This window comes from Halomonas sp. Mc5H-6, from assembly GCF_024124705.1.
Lineage (GTDB): Bacteria > Pseudomonadota > Gammaproteobacteria > Pseudomonadales > Halomonadaceae > Vreelandella > Vreelandella subterranea.
Genome location: NZ_JAMXSI010000004.1, coordinates 68884 through 86462 on the forward strand (window position 1 = coordinate 68884; position 17579 = coordinate 86462).

The 17579-nt window shown below is 58.8% G+C and carries 11 protein-coding genes and 1 CRISPR repeat array; all 11 genes read left to right on the top strand.

All coding sequences use genetic code 11. The features are described from left to right. Positions 1–19 precede the first annotated feature (19 nt). The 11 genes from cas5c (at position 20) to NH395_RS07830 (ending at position 17574) form a co-directional block, all read left to right on the top strand. Positions 20–688, top strand: a complete 669-nt coding sequence (gene cas5c / locus NH395_RS07780; protein WP_253023757.1) for a type I-C CRISPR-associated protein Cas5c — start codon at positions 20–22, stop codon at positions 686–688. Beyond that, complete coding sequence (gene cas8c, locus NH395_RS07785) at positions 685–2484, top strand: type I-C CRISPR-associated protein Cas8c/Csd1 (RefSeq protein WP_253023758.1); 1800 nt, start codon at positions 685–687, stop codon at positions 2482–2484. Before cas5c ends, cas8c begins: the two co-directional genes overlap by 4 nt. Next, entirely contained in the window at positions 2481–3350 is an 870-nt protein-coding gene (gene cas7c, locus NH395_RS07790) for a type I-C CRISPR-associated protein Cas7/Csd2 (protein ID WP_253023760.1), read from the top strand. Before cas8c ends, cas7c begins: the two co-directional genes overlap by 4 nt. A 10-nt stretch (positions 3351–3360) precedes the next feature. Beyond that, positions 3361–3999, top strand: coding sequence for a CRISPR-associated protein Cas4 (cas4, locus tag NH395_RS07795; RefSeq protein ID WP_253023762.1), 639 nt, complete (start codon positions 3361–3363; stop codon positions 3997–3999). A gap of 5 nt (positions 4000–4004) precedes the next feature. Then, positions 4005–5045 (top strand): type I-C CRISPR-associated endonuclease Cas1c, encoded by a 1041-nt coding sequence (gene cas1c, locus NH395_RS07800; protein WP_253023764.1) that lies wholly within the window; start codon positions 4005–4007, stop codon positions 5043–5045. Positions 5046–5063: 18 nt separating this feature from the next. Then, positions 5064–5354 carry a CRISPR-associated endonuclease Cas2 gene (gene cas2, locus NH395_RS07805; RefSeq protein ID WP_113270882.1) on the top strand — a complete coding sequence of 97 codons (291 nt, stop codon included), beginning with the start codon at positions 5064–5066 and terminating at the stop codon, positions 5352–5354. Between the two features lie 188 nt (positions 5355–5542). Beyond that, a CRISPR array of direct repeats spans positions 5543–11625; the repeat unit is 33 nt; unit sequence GTCGCGCCCCGCACGGGGCGTGCGGATAGAAAC. 304 nt (positions 11626–11929) lie between these two features. Continuing rightward, positions 11930–12214, top strand: coding sequence for a type II toxin-antitoxin system RelB/DinJ family antitoxin (locus NH395_RS07810; protein WP_092828220.1), 285 nt, complete (start codon positions 11930–11932; stop codon positions 12212–12214). Continuing rightward, the gene (locus NH395_RS07815; protein ID WP_253023766.1) at positions 12211–12489 is read left to right on the top strand and encodes a type II toxin-antitoxin system RelE/ParE family toxin; all 279 of its coding nucleotides are present in this window, start codon (positions 12211–12213) and stop codon (positions 12487–12489) included. The genes NH395_RS07810 and NH395_RS07815 overlap by 4 nt, the downstream gene beginning before the upstream one ends. 149 nt (positions 12490–12638) lie before the next feature. Continuing rightward, complete coding sequence (locus NH395_RS07820; RefSeq protein ID WP_092828216.1) at positions 12639–13229, top strand: DUF4202 domain-containing protein; 591 nt, start codon at positions 12639–12641, stop codon at positions 13227–13229. An 89-nt stretch (positions 13230–13318) separates the two neighbouring features. Then, entirely contained in the window at positions 13319–16417 is a 3099-nt protein-coding gene (locus NH395_RS07825; protein WP_253023768.1) for an FAD-binding and (Fe-S)-binding domain-containing protein, read from the top strand. Between the two features lie 134 nt (positions 16418–16551). Further along, positions 16552–17574, top strand: a complete 1023-nt coding sequence (locus tag NH395_RS07830; protein ID WP_253023769.1) for an efflux RND transporter periplasmic adaptor subunit — start codon at positions 16552–16554, stop codon at positions 17572–17574. Positions 17575–17579: the final 5 nt, after the last annotated feature.

Below are 17579 nucleotides of genomic sequence, written 5' to 3' on the forward strand. Positions count from 1 at the left end.
ACATTAATAGGGAGCCGTTATGTCATACGGAGTTCGACTGCATATCTGGGGTGACAGGGCCTGCTTTACGCGGCCAGAGATGAAAGTAGAGCGTGTATCCTATGATGTGATCACACCCTCGGCAGCACGCGGCATACTGGAAGCCATCCACTGGAAACCCGCCATTCGCTGGTGCGTAGACCGTATCCATGTGCTCAAGCCAATTCAGTTTGAGTCACTACGGCGCAATGAAGTCGGTGGCAAGCTCTCAGCACCCTCCGTGACCAAGGCCATGAAGGCGGGGCGCGTTGATGATGTGGCCTATTTTGTTGACCAGAACCGCCAACAACGAGCCGCCACCATTTTACGCAATGTCGCTTACGTTATTGAGGCGCACTTTGAGTTTACCCCACGTGCGGACGATAGCGACACGCCCGGCAAGCATCTCGATATTTTCAATCGCCGCGCCCGCCAAGGCCAATGCTTCCACACTCCCTGCATGGGCACTCGCGAATTCCCAGCGAATTTTGCGCTCATTGAACCTGAACAGCCTCTCCCATCTTTTGCCCCAGCATTAACCGGTGAAAAAGACCTTGGCTACATGCTGCACGATATTGACTTTGCAAACGGCAAAACATCGCGATTTTTCCGCGCCAAGATGCAAGATGGCGTGATTGAAGTGCCTCCCTTCCAGGAGACATTCGCATGATACTGACCGCCCTCAATGACTACTACCAGCGGCTATCCAAGGAAAACAAAGTACCGCAGCCAGGCTTTAGTACAGAAAAAATCAGCTTTGCCCTGGCATTCGATCAGAATGGCTGTCCGCAGCAGATTGATGATCTGCGTGACACCTCAGGCAAAAAGCCCCGCGCCCGCCCTTATCAGGTACCCGTTGATAAGCGACGTACATCAGGTATTCACGCCTACCCGCTTTGGGATAAAACTGCGTACGCATTAGGGGTAACCGCCGGAGAAGGCAAACGCTTAAGCGATGAACATGCCGCCTTCAAAGCCCGCCAATTTGCCCTTTTTCGTAACAGTGATGACAAATCACTCCTGGCCTTTTTGAAGTTCTTAGATCAATGGCACCCTGAAAAGCTATCCTCGCTGCCCGGTTACAGCGAGGAAGTACTAGATAGCAATATTATTTTTCGGCTAGACGGACAACGACAATATCTGCATGAAAACGACGGTGCTCGCCGTATCTGGGGTGCTGCACTCGAAGAAAATACCGGTATTTTCGGGCAATGCTTAATCACCGGCGAAGACGCCATACTGGGTACTGACCACCCTGCCATTAAAGGCGTTAGAGACGCACAATCGTCGGGTGCTTCGCTAGTCTCGTTTAATAGTGAGGCGTATGAGTCTTACGGCTTTCGTAAAAATCAAAACGCGGCTATTTCCACATCGGCGATTTTTGGCTACACAACGGCGCTTAACTATTTACTGCGTGGCGATGCAGACAACCGACAACGCCTGCAAATAGGCGATACCACACTGGTTTTCTGGGCAGCTGCACAAACATCAAAGGCAGCGCAAGTGGCGGAAAGCTTTTTCGCGGTACTCAACCAACCGCCTAGCGATGTGCAGGAAGCTAACAAACTGGGCTCTTTGCTTTCCCAGGTTGCGGATGGCCGCCCGCTAAAGGAAGTCGCTCCAGAACTAGAACCCGAAACGCAATTTTATGTGCTTGGGCTTGCTCCCAATGCCGCTCGTCTATCCGTTCGATTTTGGATGGACGATAGTTTGGAGCACTTAACCAAGTATTACGCCCAGCATTACCAAGATCTAGATATCCAGCCTGCTCCATGGAAAGGTATTGCCCCCAGCGTTTGGTGGTTAACCTTGCAAACAGCGCCTATTAATGGCGCACGGCCAAAATCAGAAGACGTACTGCCCCAGCTTGCTGGCGAAATGATGCGCGCCATTATCACCGGGCAGCGCTACCCCCGCCCACTGCTTACCAGTGTTGTTATGCGTTTTCGCAGTGATGGCAATATCAATGGCTTGCGCGTCGCTCTTTGCAAAGCAGTATTAGCCCGAGAGGCTCGCTTGGCCACGCACTCAAACTCGAACAAACAGGAGGTTTCCGTGAGCCTTGATAAAAGCTCCACCCATCCAGGTTACTTATTGGGCCGCTTATTTGCCGAATTAGAAAACGCACAACGCGGCGCACTTGGTAGAGAGTTGAATGCCACCATTAAGGATCGCTACTACGGTGCCGCGTCCGCCACGCCCGCCAGTGTGTTCCCTATGCTGCTGCGCAATGTGCAGAACCACCTTTCATCCATGCGTAAAAAAGACAAAGGCGGTATTGCATACAATATTGAAAGCGAAATCGGCCAAATTATTGACGGGCTGGGCGATACCTTCCCGCGCAGTCTACGTATCGAAGAACAAGGTCGATTTGCCATTGGTTACTACCATCAATCACAAGCGCGATTCGCTAAAAAAGATAACGCGAATAGCGATGAACAATCTGAACAGGGAGACTCAGAATGAGCACCATTGCTAACCGTTATGAATTTGTCCTTTTATTTGATGTCACCAACGGCAACCCGAACGGTGACCCTGATGCAGGCAACCTGCCACGGCTCGACCCAGAGACTAACCAGGGGCTTATCACGGATGTTTGCCTAAAGCGTAAAATTCGCAACTACGTGGCGCTCGAAAAAGAACACGACGCTGGCTATGCCATCTATATGCAAGAAAAGTCAGTGCTCAACAACCAGCATAAAAAAGCCTATGAAGCGCTGGACATTAAACCTGAATCTAAAAAGCTTCCCAAGGAAGCGGAAAAAGCGCGCCAAGTAACCGAATGGATGTGTAATAACTTTTTCGATGTGCGCACCTTCGGCGCAGTCATGACAACCGAGGTAAACTCCGGCCAAGTGCGCGGCCCTGTCCAGGTGGCCTTTGCTAGCTCTATCGATCCCGTCATACCCATGGAAGTCTCCATTACCCGTATGGCGGTTACCAACGAAAAGGATCTTGAAAAAGAGCGCACCATGGGGCGCAAGCACATAATTCCTTATGGCCTATACCGCGTACATGGCTATGTCTCTGCAAAACTAGCTGAACGTACCGGTTTTTCAGAAGACGATTTAGCTCTTTTATGGCGCTCTCTAATCAATATGTTTGAACACGACCGCTCTGCCGCGCGCGGTGAGATGTCAACCCGAAAACTTGTTGTTTTCAAGCATGATCACCCCATGGGTAACGCGCCCGCTCATGTGCTCTTCGATAGTGTTCAAGTGAAACGTGTTGAAGGGAAAGAAGATACACCGGCACGCCACTACAGCGACTATCAAGTCAGCATCGCCAGCGAGTCACTGCCGTCTGGTGTGACGGTAGAAGAACACTTATAGGTGAAACGCCATGGAAGAAGAGGCACGCCCTATTCTGCTTTCGGCTCTGCAGCATACGCTGTTCTGCCCACGCCAATGCGCGCTGATCCATGTAGAGCAGCAATGGGCCGAAAACCGTTATACCGCTGAAGGCCGTTTATTACACGAACGCGCGGACCAGTTGGGGCATCAGCGTCGCCGGGGCATACACACTTCCATGGCCTTGCCTTTGGCAAGTGAACAGCTGGGCTTGAGCGGTATTGCCGATGTTGTAGAGTTTGATGAACGTCAATCACCTTTGACTGTACGCCCTATTGAGTACAAACGCGGGCGACCTAAAGCGCACCGTGCGGATGAGGTGCAGCTCTGCGCTCAGGCGCTCTGCCTGGAAGAGATGCTAGGTATCCATATCGACTCTGGCGCCCTGTTTTATGGCAAAACACGACGGCGCAAAGAAGTCGTCTTTGATGACACGCTACGCACGTTAACTCATCGCATTATTGAGCAAACCCGCGCTATTTTTGATGAGCAGCAGACACCACCGGCTATTTACGATGCAAAAAAGTGTGACCACTGCTCCCTTGTCGATATTTGCCAACCTCAAGTGTTTAGCAAGCAGCGCTCCGCAAGCCAATGGCTTACCCGTCAACTTGATGCCCTGGATGAGTAACGCCAATGCGACGACAATTAAACTCACTGTACATCACTACCGAAGGTGCTTGGCTTAAAAAAGAAGGCGCCAACATTGTCATGCAGGTAGAAGGGAAAGAGCGCGCCAGGCTTCCCATTCATATGCTGGAGTCCCTTGTATGCTTTGGGCGTGTGCTTGTATCCCCGCCGTTAATGGGATTCTGCGCTGAACAAGGCGTTACCATCACCCACCTGTCACCGAACGGGAAATTCTTGGCGCGTATTGAAGGCCCCGTCTCTGGCAACGTATTACTCAGACGCACTCAATATCGTGCCAGTGATAACGAAGCCTCCTGCTCGAGCCTAGTCAGTAGCCTTTTGATTGGTAAAGTCCATAATCAACGCGCTGTTCTCGCCCGGGGCATTCGCGATTATGGCAGCAAGATGCCACCTCATGATCGCCAGCGCCTGGAAGCGGCTCGTGACCGGCTAAGTCGCATCGCACGTAATTTACTGCAACCAGCCACAACCAATGAGCTACGCGGCCTAGAAGGCGAAGCCGCCCAAGTATATTTCAGCGTCTTCAATTTACTAGTGCGCCAAGAAGGTGATGCCTTTGAGTTTAAGGGCCGCAATCGACGCCCGCCGAGAGACCGCATTAATGCGTTATTGTCGTTTTTGTATACGCTGCTCACCCACGACTGCCGTTCAGCACTAGAGAGCGTCGGCTTAGACCCTGCCGTGGGCTTTTTACACCGGGATCGCCCAGGCCGCCCAAGCCTTGCGCTCGACCTTGCAGAAGAGTTTCGCCCTTTGTTAGGTGATCGACTAGCCCTGTCGCTCATCAATCGTCGTCAGTTGTGCGTGAAAGACTTTAATATTACTGAAAGCAATGGCGTCGTTATGACAGACGATGCCCGCAAGCTGGTGCTGACTGCTTACCAAGAGCGCAAGCGTGAAGAGCTGTTGCATACGTTTATTGATGAAAAAGCACCTATAGGCATGCTGCCCATACTGCAAGCTCAATTAATGGCACGTCATCTGCGCGGTGACTTAGATGCTTACCCACCTTTCCTTTGGAAATAGCACACTGAGGGCAATATCATGATGGTACTGGTCAGTTACGATGTCAGCACCTCTTCAGAGGGCGGTGAAGGCAGGCTGCGGCGAGTAGCAAAAGCGTGTCGAGATGTAGGGCAGCGGGTACAATTTTCCGTGTTTGAAATTGAAGTCGATCCCGATCAATGGGTACGCTTTCGTCAACGCTTGATCGACTTGATTGATGACGAGGTAGATAGCTTACGCTTCTACTTCTTAGGCCGAAATTGGAAAAACCGCATCGAACATATTGGCGCCAAGCCCGCCTTAGATATGAATGGCCCTTTAGTTTTTTGATATTTCTCTCACTTGCGAACCGTAAGTGTCTTGCTAACCCCCGCCAGGTTCGCAGCTCTTTAATAAATTGATTTTAATAACAAATCCTTTCGCCCACTTCTTTGTACCAAGCAAAATCGGTTAATGCTCAGTGTTTCGCAAAAGCATGTCTTTTTGCTTTTATTTTTCATGATGTTATAAACAGAACAGTCGCGCCCCGCACGGGGCGTGCGGATAGAAACCCGCAGCTCTTCGATGGAATGGCATTGCCGATCGTGTCGCGCCCCGCACGGGGCGTGCGGATAGAAACTGGTAAATCCTCGAACACCTGATTCAGCTGTGCTGTCGCGCCCCGCACGGGGCGTGCGGATAGAAACAATTCAGCGCCTGACATTTGGTCAAACTTCTTCGTGTCGCGCCCCGCACGGGGCGTGCGGATAGAAACGGACCGTGGCGGCGGCACTTGGCTGCATCCCAAGCTCGTCGCGCCCCGCACGGGGCGTGCGGATAGAAACTAGCGCGGTGTACTGGCTGCCACGCAGGTCGTCGTCGCGCCCCGCACGGGGCGTGCGGATAGAAACGCGTACTGCAATCCCGCTTGCGTCAAAATGATGTTGTCGCGCCCCGCACGGGGCGTGCGGATAGAAACTAGCGCCTTGGTTAATCGGCCTCTTGGCTGCGGCGTCGCGCCCCGCACGGGGCGTGCGGATAGAAACGTTGCGAGTGCTGAACAGTTGGCCTTGTACTTGATGTCGCGCCCCGCACGGGGCGTGCGGATAGAAACACCGTGGGTGGGAAGGGCAGGGTTAGCTCAATCATGTCGCGCCCCGCACGGGGCGTGCGGATAGAAACTTTCGTGATGCGAGCAGAGTCGACCGGGATTGAATGTCGCGCCCCGCACGGGGCGTGCGGATAGAAACACAGATAGGGGTAGAGAAGCGCTGGCGACTCTTAAGGTCGCGCCCCGCACGGGGCGTGCGGATAGAAACGTCAACATTGCTCACGTTGGATTGCGTCGAATCCATGTCGCGCCCCGCACGGGGCGTGCGGATAGAAACGGCTGGAATCCTTCATGTCGCAAAGGGCGTAAAGGTCGCGCCCCGCACGGGGCGTGCGGATAGAAACCAAGTCGAGCAAGTCGATCATGAGCTCGATGTTGACGGGTGTCGCGCCCCGCACGGGGCGTGCGGATAGAAACCAAGTGTGGATGTGGGACGACGATGCAACCACTGGGTCGTCGCGCCCCGCACGGGGCGTGCGGATAGAAACATCGCGCTTGGCGAGGCGCTCGGATTAACGCCCAGTCGCGCCCCGCACGGGGCGTGCGGATAGAAACGTTCGCACTGTAGCGGCTGGCGAAACCACCGAAATCGTCGCGCCCCGCACGGGGCGTGCGGATAGAAACTCAAACACAACGCCGTTAATCGTGAGGTATGTGTTGTCGCGCCCCGCACGGGGCGTGCGGATAGAAACAATATCGTATAACCGAGATCCAATCGACCGGCGAGTCGCGCCCCGCACGGGGCGTGCGGATAGAAACGCCTGCCTTCGACATGGCGTCAATGTGGAACCTTGACGTCGCGCCCCGCACGGGGCGTGCGGATAGAAACATCTTCCTGCGGGCTGCATTTGCAGCTAGCCATGGTCGCGCCCCGCACGGGGCGTGCGGATAGAAACTGCAACATGCTTTTGTCTACCCTGCCAGCCGTTAGCCGTCGCGCCCCGCACGGGGCGTGCGGATAGAAACACGTATGGCCTATGCCGCCATGCTCGCACTGTGCAGTCGCGCCCCGCACGGGGCGTGCGGATAGAAACTCTCGCTAGCCCTCTTGCACTCTGGATTTTCTTGTCGCGCCCCGCACGGGGCGTGCGGATAGAAACTACAACAGGCTGGCTAAAAGTTGCCTCGTTTAGCATGTCGCGCCCCGCACGGGGCGTGCGGATAGAAACAATTTGACATCGACTCTCTTGGGGCAGGGCTTTCGTCGCGCCCCGCACGGGGCGTGCGGATAGAAACAGTCTTGGGTGGATGAGCGGATTGACAGTCGTGTGTCGCGCCCCGCACGGGGCGTGCGGATAGAAACCAAAAGCTGAGCAGGCCCTAAACGAAATGCGCGAGGTCGCGCCCCGCACGGGGCGTGCGGATAGAAACATGCTGCGCTTGTCTGAGGAGCTAGAGGGGCGCTCGTCGCGCCCCGCACGGGGCGTGCGGATAGAAACGCGCCGCATGGTCGCCAGGGTAGCTCATCGCATCATGTCGCGCCCCGCACGGGGCGTGCGGATAGAAACATGGCAACGCTGAAATTGCAAACGCTGGTGCCGGAGTCGCGCCCCGCACGGGGCGTGCGGATAGAAACACGACACTGGTGGCGGCACTGGAGACTGGCGACGTGTCGCGCCCCGCACGGGGCGTGCGGATAGAAACTAAAGGTAAAACGCGGCAGCCAACTGCCGCAATCGTCGCGCCCCGCACGGGGCGTGCGGATAGAAACGACTCAGTAAAACAGGCCATGATTGACGCGATGCAGGTCGCGCCCCGCACGGGGCGTGCGGATAGAAACCCCTTTTTGGCACCCTGAATGCATGGAAAGCCATCGTCGCGCCCCGCACGGGGCGTGCGGATAGAAACTTACGAGTAGTGCGCTGCCGCCCAGGCAGCTCAGGTCGCGCCCCGCACGGGGCGTGCGGATAGAAACATCTCGGACTTGGTGTTGAAAGAGACCCGTACCCCGTCGCGCCCCGCACGGGGCGTGCGGATAGAAACATCGGGGTGGTACCCCCATATGATTGCGTAGTCGCGTCGCGCCCCGCACGGGGCGTGCGGATAGAAACAGTGCCACATTGTTAGTGCTGATGTTGAGGGGCTGTCGCGCCCCGCACGGGGCGTGCGGATAGAAACATCGCACACGGCATCGCGCAATTTCAGCACAATATGTCGCGCCCCGCACGGGGCGTGCGGATAGAAACTGTGGCCCCCATGATGGATGGGACAACAAAGCCCGGTCGCGCCCCGCACGGGGCGTGCGGATAGAAACCGTCGTCTGTGCCTGTGAGCATTGAAAGTGCCAAGTCGCGCCCCGCACGGGGCGTGCGGATAGAAACGTTGATGCCGGTACCGGCCTGATCTTCGACTCCGTCGCGCCCCGCACGGGGCGTGCGGATAGAAACAAGGCGGCACGCGAGCAGGCGGCCATCGACTCCATGTCGCGCCCCGCACGGGGCGTGCGGATAGAAACAGCCGCCAGGGAGAGGGTTATCAAGTAGTCGAGGTCGCGCCCCGCACGGGGCGTGCGGATAGAAACGGCTTTGATCTTGACGCGTCACACGGCTGCGCCGAAGTCGCGCCCCGCACGGGGCGTGCGGATAGAAACAAAATCAACACAGCCCTGCTTTCGAGCGGGGCTTGTCGCGCCCCGCACGGGGCGTGCGGATAGAAACCGTAGCCGCAGCAGGAGCAGTATGATGTTAACCGTCGCGCCCCGCACGGGGCGTGCGGATAGAAACGATGCCGGACGAGCCGGGCGGTAGTCGCGCCTGGTCGCGCCCCGCACGGGGCGTGCGGATAGAAACAGCGTCGACAATGCCGTCGAGGTGCTGCTGGAAAACGTCGCGCCCCGCACGGGGCGTGCGGATAGAAACAGGACGAAGCCGAGGCGGTGAACAACTACGCCAGCGTCGCGCCCCGCACGGGGCGTGCGGATAGAAACACGCCCCTCAGATCAAGCCCCCAATCGCTCGTATGTCGCGCCCCGCACGGGGCGTGCGGATAGAAACTCGATGCGCAGCCACGAAGCCGAAGCCAGCGACCGTCGCGCCCCGCACGGGGCGTGCGGATAGAAACCGCGCGTAGGGCGTTTTGCTCAACGCTTGGGCGTGTCGCGCCCCGCACGGGGCGTGCGGATAGAAACTGGCAACTAGCCATGGGTTCGACCGGCCAAGGCTAGTCGCGCCCCGCACGGGGCGTGCGGATAGAAACGTGACCGAGACAGCCGAACTCAACAGCGGTGAAGGGTCGCGCCCCGCACGGGGCGTGCGGATAGAAACACGGCCTACAGGGGCAACCACAGCGACACCGCCACGTCGCGCCCCGCACGGGGCGTGCGGATAGAAACAACCACTGCCGTTGTAATCGCACCCGATAAAAAAAGGTCGCGCCCCGCACGGGGCGTGCGGATAGAAACAGAGCATCGTGGATGACTGGGCAGCGCGCCGTATGTCGCGCCCCGCACGGGGCGTGCGGATAGAAACTATGTCGAGTCCGGCATGCACGGGGTGATGCCGTGGTCGCGCCCCGCACGGGGCGTGCGGATAGAAACTCGTCGTTACATGCTTAATTTCACCGAGCTTTTATTCGAAGTCGCGCCCCGCACGGGGCGTGCGGATAGAAACAGCAGATTGGCGCGGCTGTTGGCATCGCCCAGCTGTCGCGCCCCGCACGGGGCGTGCGGATAGAAACCGCCAGGCCACCGTCGAAGTCGACACCCCCACCGGGTCGCGCCCCGCACGGGGCGTGCGGATAGAAACAAAGGATCGAGGCGATGTCATCGGCGTGTATGGTCGCGCCCCGCACGGGGCGTGCGGATAGAAACCCCTACATGACCTGGGTAGACACAAGCGCTCAGGTTGTCGCGCCCCGCACGGGGCGTGCGGATAGAAACGTTTGCCGCCTGGGTCGTTGTACGATGCCCACCAGTCGCGCCCCGCACGGGGCGTGCGGATAGAAACTTCGACGCCGCCAAGCAGAAATGAGTTGCCCGAGCGTCGCGCCCCGCACGGGGCGTGCGGATAGAAACAGCCTCGAATCCCCATGAGTTGCGAGGCGTGAAGTGTCGCGCCCCGCACGGGGCGTGCGGATAGAAACATCAAACCCGCGCATGCCGGTGCCCATGAGAGCTTGTCGCGCCCCGCACGGGGCGTGCGGATAGAAACACGGAAGACGTCAAGCACGTAATAGGTGCCTTCCGTGGTCGCGCCCCGCACGGGGCGTGCGGATAGAAACTCGGGTATCACCTGGAAGCTATACAAGGCAGTCAGTCGCGCCCCGCACGGGGCGTGCGGATAGAAACTAAGCCGGAATTGCTCAAGCGTGTTTACGCCCTTGGAGTCGCGCCCCGCACGGGGCGTGCGGATAGAAACCATCCGTCGCTGCACTGGCAGACAGCTTGTATTCCTGTCGCGCCCCGCACGGGGCGTGCGGATAGAAACAGCTCTACGTTGGCGGTGTTGCTCAGGATGAGGTGGTCGCGCCCCGCACGGGGCGTGCGGATAGAAACTGGTTGTAAGCAATCTCTGCTCTCACCTGAGAATCGTCGCGCCCCGCACGGGGCGTGCGGATAGAAACACGGCGCTCGGCGGCGTCGGGGTCGTGCCAGTAGGCGTCGCGCCCCGCACGGGGCGTGCGGATAGAAACTTGTGCATCGCCATGCCCGACGTCACTTTCCGGAGTCGCGCCCCGCACGGGGCGTGCGGATAGAAACGGTATATACATTCGCTGCTGCGCCATGGTGCAGAGTCGCGCCCCGCACGGGGCGTGCGGATAGAAACGGTAAACGTAGTAGCGCCTAAAGGCGGCACGTGCGGTCGCGCCCCGCACGGGGCGTGCGGATAGAAACGAGCGATAAATGGTCTTTAACCGGCGCGGTGAACCCAGTCGCGCCCCGCACGGGGCGTGCTGATAGAAACGTCTTGATACTCGATCTGGTCAACGTCCTGGATAGGGTCGCGCCCCGCACGGGGCGTGCGGATAGAAACCTGGTGGAAGAGCGGGTTATGGATAAGCAGTCTGGTCTCGCCCCGCACGGGGCGTGCGGATAGAAACGACAACGAGAACCTATGGTATCTGGCGATTGACGCGTCGCGCCCCGCACGGGGCGTGCGGATAGAAACACAGTGGCTTTGCCTGTCAGTTGCATGGTGTATGCGTCGCGCCCCGCTCGGGGCGTGCGAATAGAAACGTGCTGATGGCGGGCTGCCTGCGCGCCAGCGTGGCGTCGCGCCCCGCTCGGGGCGTGCGGATAGAAACTTGATGCGGTTGCTGCACCAGTCGCGAAACTCTTGTCGCGCCCCGCCAGGGGCGTGCGGATAGAAACTACTGGCAGCACGTCACCGGAGAGCGTGACGTTTAGTCGCGCCCCACCCGGGGCGTGCGGATAGAAACCGGCACGAAACCAGCCGTGAGCAAGACCCCCAGCTGTCGCGCCCCGCTCGAGGCGTGCGGATAGAAACAGGTCGACGTCGCAAGCATCTTTGACGAACTGAAGTCGCGCCCCACGCGGGCGCGTGGATTGAAACTACTACCAGAACACGCATTGCCGTAAACAACTCAAGATACCCCCAAGCGACACACTTAGACTGACAAGAGCTCAATAAACGATTGGTGTTCAGATCCACTACCGGGCATACAGCTTAAAAATACCCCTCAGGGTATGTTGGATTTTACAACGGATAAAAAGGTCCCAGCCCTTCGGAGAGGCCGCCTATGTCTCGCCAAAATGAGCTTGATGCGGCATTGCAAACCTTGAAAAGGGACAATTTCGCGTCTTGCCAGTCACTTTGTGCTAACATTTGTGCGCACACAAACAGAATGGGCAGTCACCATGGAAACCAGAATACAGTTTCGGGTTGATGAAGAGACAAAACGCTTGAGCCAGCAAATGGCTGAGAGCCAGGGCCGTACATTAAGTGATGCCTGCCGCGAATTCACAGAGCAATTGGCCGAGCAGCAACGCAAGGCGCTATCTCACGATGCATGGCTAACCCAGCAAATAAATCTAGCCTTCGAGAAGCTCGATGATGGCAAGGCTTCCTTTATTGATCACGAAAGTGCAAAGGCACAAATGGCTGAACGCAAAGCCAACATTCGGGGTCGGGCAAACAAATGATCTTGTGGGAAGAAGAGGCTCTGAATGACCGCGAGAAGATTTTCGAATTTCTTTACGACGTCAATCCTGCCGTCGCTGAGAAAACCGACGACATCATTGAAGCGAAAGCTGAGAGCCTACTTGATCAGCCATTGATGGGTGTGCAGCGGGATGGCATTCCAGGCAGATTGCTTATCATCCCGGAGATTTCGATGATTATTTCCTACTGGGTCGATCATTCCTCGATTCATATCATGCGGGTACTTCACCAAAAGCAGAAGTTTCCAAGCGACTGATTTTTTGTAACTGTACGCTTGGAAATGATTCACTCACTGCCCGGCTCCCCTCACTTCACCCACCTGTAGCAGTTGAGATTCTCAACATTTCTCGGCAACCTGATGATGACTGAAATTTCATCGCCCATTTCTTGCCGAGTTCCAACACCATGCCTACCGCTTTTGAACAAACACTAGACGCCATTGACGCGCTGCATGCCCAGGACCCGCGCTCAACGACACTTGACGATGGCACCACCATGCCCCAGGAGTTGGCCTATGCTCAGCGCATGAGCAAGTGGCTTGAGCACGTATACGATTCGCCCGGCGAGTTGTTGCAGCTGGCAGTGCGGGCCCAGCATTTGCAGCGCTGGCAGGTGCCCCGGGAAGACTACGACAAAGGCCGGGTGGGCTATTTGACCTGGCGGCGCGACCAGGGCAAGCGTGCAGGCGAGACCACGGCCCAACTGATGGAGGAGGCCGGGTACAGCGCCGAGGACGCCAAACGCGTCGCGGCAATGATCGGTAAGAAAGGTCTTGGACGCGACCCTGAGGTGCAGGCGCTGGAAGACTGCGCCTGCCTGGTGTTCCTGGAAAACTACTTCGCCGATTTCTCGCGCAAGGTCGAGCACGACCATATGGTGCGCATTGTGCAGATGACCTGGCGTAAAATGTCCCCGCGGGCCCACGAGCTGGCGTTGGCGCTGCCCATGTCCGAATCATCCACCGCGCTCGTCAAGGAAGCACTGGGCGAGGCATAACGCCGCCGCCCAGGTGCAGGCCGTTGGCCACTGCGGTAAAGTAGTCGCCTTCTCTTCATCCGCTTTCAGCAGTGACGGCTTGCTCAATTATGATTGCATCTCTGGATTCGCGTACCGCACCCCTCGAACGCCTGGGCACTCACTATGTGCGCTTTCTCGAGGCGCTGAAAACGCGCGGTTTTGAAGGCGAGATCGCGCCGGATTACGCCAACCGCACGGTGCTGGCGACGGATAACTCGATTTACCAGCGCCTGCCCCAGGCCGCGGTCTTTCCCAAGCACGCCGAGGATCTCGAGCGACTCGCCAAGCTGGCAAGCGAAGTCCCCCATCGCGATATCGTGCTCACCCCGAGGGGCGGCGGCACCGGCACCAACGGCCAGTCGCTGACCGACGGCATCGTGGTGGATGTCTCCCGCCACATGAACCGGATTATCGAGATCGACGTGGAGAATCGCCGGGTGCGCGTCCAGGCGGGCGTGGTCAAAGACCAGCTCAACGCGGCACTCAAGCCTCACGGACTGTTTTTCGCCCCGGAGCTGTCGACCTCCAACCGCGCGACGATCGGCGGCATGATATCCACCGATGCCAGCGGCCAGGGCAGCTGCGAGTACGGCAAGACCCGCGACCATGTGCTCGAGCTCGACACGGTGTTGATGGGGGGTAAGCACTTGCACAGCCGCCCGCTGAGCGTTGAAGAAGAAACCGCGGAATGCCAGCAGGACGGCATCCTTGGCCGGGTTCATTCCACCGCCGCCGAGATTATCGACCAGCAGCGCGAACTGATCGAGACCACCTTTCCCCCGCTCAACCGCTGTCTGACCGGCTACGACCTGGCCCACTTGCGCGAGAAGGACGGCCAGCTTAATCTCAACAGCCTGCTCTGCGGCTCGGAAGGCTCGCTTGGGTTTCTGAACGAAGCCGTATTGAATGTACTGCCGATTCCCAAGCACTCGACGTTAGTGAACGTTCGCTACGCCGGTTTTATGGAGGCCCTGCGGGATGCCAAGGCGCTGATGGCGTCAAGTGCTCGCCCAACGTCCATCGAAACCATCGACGACACCGTGCTGCAACTCGCCATGGACGACTTCGTCTGGAGCAGCGTGGCCGAGTTTTTCCCGGCCGGGGACACCGCCATTCGCGGTATTAACCTGGTCGAGTTCAACGACGACGACCCCGATGCGCTGGCCCGGCGGGTTCGCGCATTCACCGAGCATTTGCGCCACGATGCCAGCGTCAAGCGGCTGGGCTATACCCTGGCCGAAGGCCGCGGGCAGATCCAGACCGTCTACGGCATGCGCAAGCGCTCGGTGGGGCTATTGGGCAACGTGCAGGGCGAAAAGCGCCCGCTGCCGTTTGTGGAAGACACCGCCGTGCCGCCGGAGCACCTGGCTGATTATATTGCCGAGTTTCGCGCCGCACTGGACGCCCGGGGGCTCGCCTACGGCATGTTTGGCCACGTGGATGCCGGGGTGCTCCACGTTCGCCCCTCGCTGGATATGAAAGACCCCGCCCAGGAAGCCCTGATCCGGGAAATCTCCGACGAGGTGGCGGCACTGACCCAACGCTACGGCGGGCTGCTGTGGGGCGAACACGGCAAGGGCGTGCGCTCAGAGTACGGCCCCCAATTTTTCGGCAAGCTCTATCCCAGCCTGCAGCGGGTCAAGGCCGCCTTTGATCCCTATAACCAGCTCAACCCCGGCAAGATTGCCTCGCCCTCGGACAAGGGCGAGCTGATTGCCCGGGAGCACGACCCGGAGCTGCTCGCCATTGACGGCGTGCCAATGCGCGGCCAGCTCGACCGCACCATCGACGAGCGCGCCTGGCAGGCCTACGACGCCGCGGTCTACTGCAACGGCAATGGCGCCTGCTACAACTACGATGTCGATGACCCCATGTGCCCGTCCTGGAAGGCCACTCGCGATCGCCGCCACTCGCCCAAAGGCCGTGCCAGCCTGATCCGCGAATGGCTGCGCCTGCAGTCCCAGGCAGGGATCGACGTGGTGGAAGAGTCGCGCCAGAAAAAAGCCGAAGGCGGCTGGGGCTTTATCCAGCACTTCCCACGGCGGGTGGTCAACACGCTGAGCCGCGAGCAGCACCACGACTACTCTCACCAGGTTTACGACGCCATGGCCGGCTGTCTGGCGTGCAAATCCTGCGCGGGACAGTGCCCCGTCAAGGTCAACGTGCCGCAGTTCCGCTCGCAGTTTCTGGAGGTCTACCACGGCCGCTACCTGCGCCCGCTGCGTGACTACGTCATCGGCGGCACTGAATGGATGCTCCCCGCCTTTGCCAAGGCGGCGCCGCTGTATAACGCCGTGATTGGCCAGCGCTGGGTCGAGCAGCTGATGCGCAAAGGCATCGGCATCAGCGACTCACCGGCGCTTTCCCGCGCCAGCCTGAAGAAAAAGCTGCGTGCCTGGGGTGTGGCGGAAGCCACGCCGACCTCACTGGCCCTGCTCACGGAACAGCAGCGCGCCAACAGCGTGATCATCGTCCAGGATGCGTTTACCAGCCACTTTGAAGCCAAGCTGGTGATGGATATTGTCGAGCTGTTGTCACGCCTCAACCTGCGGGTCTTCGTAATGCCTTATTCGGCCAACGGCAAACCGCTGCATGTGCAGGGTTTTCTGGGGGCGTTTGAGCGCACGGCGCGGAAACAGGCCGAGCGGCTTCGCACGCTGGCGCACTTTGATATTCCCCTGGTGGGTATCGACCCGGCGATGACCCTCACCTATCGCCAGGAGTATGTCAAAGCGCTGGGCAATGAAGCCGTGCCGGAAGTGCTGATGCTCCAGGAATGGCTGGCCACCCGGCTCAACACCCTTGCGACCCGCCCGTTGGAGGTGAGTGATCCGGGCTTCAAGCTGCTTTCACATTGCACCGAAAGCACCAATGCGCCGGGTAGCCCCAAGGCGTGGCAACAGGTGTTTGCCGCTTTTGGACTTGAGCTTGAGCTGGTCAGCACCGGCTGCTGCGGCATGTCCGGCACCTACGGTCATGAAACCCGCAACGTGGCGACCTCAAAAACCATCTACGCGCAGTCTTGGCAGCCGCAAGTGGAAGCCGAAGAAAATGCGGACAAGCTACTGGCCACGGGCTACTCCTGCCGCAGCCAGGTAAAGCGCTATTCGGCCAAAACGCTCGAGCACCCGCTTCAAGCGCTGCTGAGCGCCCTCAAACGCGGATAACGTTGATCTCACCAACGCCAGCAGACCGTTCTATTATGGCATGCTGGCGTATTAGTCGAGTTCAATGGTGGGCTATTTTGCGACGATTTCGGCCTATCGGCCAAACAGTCAAGGCATGTGCCGCGGCGCTGACCTTGCTGATAACCACAGGAGGCACGGCCACGGCTCAACAAGCGCGGGTGGAAACCCAGCGCGTCGAGGCCACCCCGCGTATCGAGATGCTCCGTTTGAACGGTAGTGTCAGCGCTCCACGCACGTCGCAGCTCTCAAGCGCCGAGTCAGGCCTGGTAAGCACGTTACACGTGGACCTGGGGGCGAGGGTCCGCCAGGGTGAGCGCTTATTAACCCTGGATAGCCGTGAGGCTGAACTTGAACGCCAACGTACCCAGGCCAATGTTGACCAGGCCCGCGCCGAACGCGACGACGCTCAGCGACGCCTGAACGAAGCCAACCAGTTGGTAGCAGAGCAGAACATCGCGGCCAGCGAACAGCGCCAGCGGCAAAATGCTCTCGCCGCCGCCGAGGCGACCCTGGCCGCTCAGCAGGCCGAGCTTGCCCTTTGGGCGCTACGCATTACCCGCCACGCGATAACAGCCCCGTTCGATGCGCTGATCACCCAGCGGGACATTCAACTCGGCGAGTGGGTCTCCCCGGGCGACACCTTGATGACACTGGTTGATGTCGACGCCTTGACGGTTGATTTCCCGGTGCCCTTCTCTGCCTACGCGCAAATGGACAACGCTACCCTCGAGGTGCGCCAGGAAGGCGACGACCAGTGGTATACCGTCCAGCCTCAGGCACAGGTACCTCAGGACACCAGAAGCCGCCAATTCCTGCTGCGCGCTGACCCCGGCGACGCACTCGCACTGCTGCCCGGCATGGCCGTTGAGGGTCGCCTGCGAATCGAAGGAGAGCCCGGCCCCAGCGTTCCCCGCGATGCATTGATCCGCCGCCCGGATGGCAGCGTCAGTGTCTGGCTGGCCCGTCAGCAGGACGACGAGTGGCGTGCCGTTGAGCAGCGCGTCGACATCGGCAGCGGCTTTGAGGGCGATGTTGCCGTTCATGAAGGTGTCGAGGTCGGCGACCGGGTGATCGTGGTGGGTAATGAACGCCTCGAACAGGATCAGGTACTGACCCTGAGCGACGACGAGGAGTAACGCCC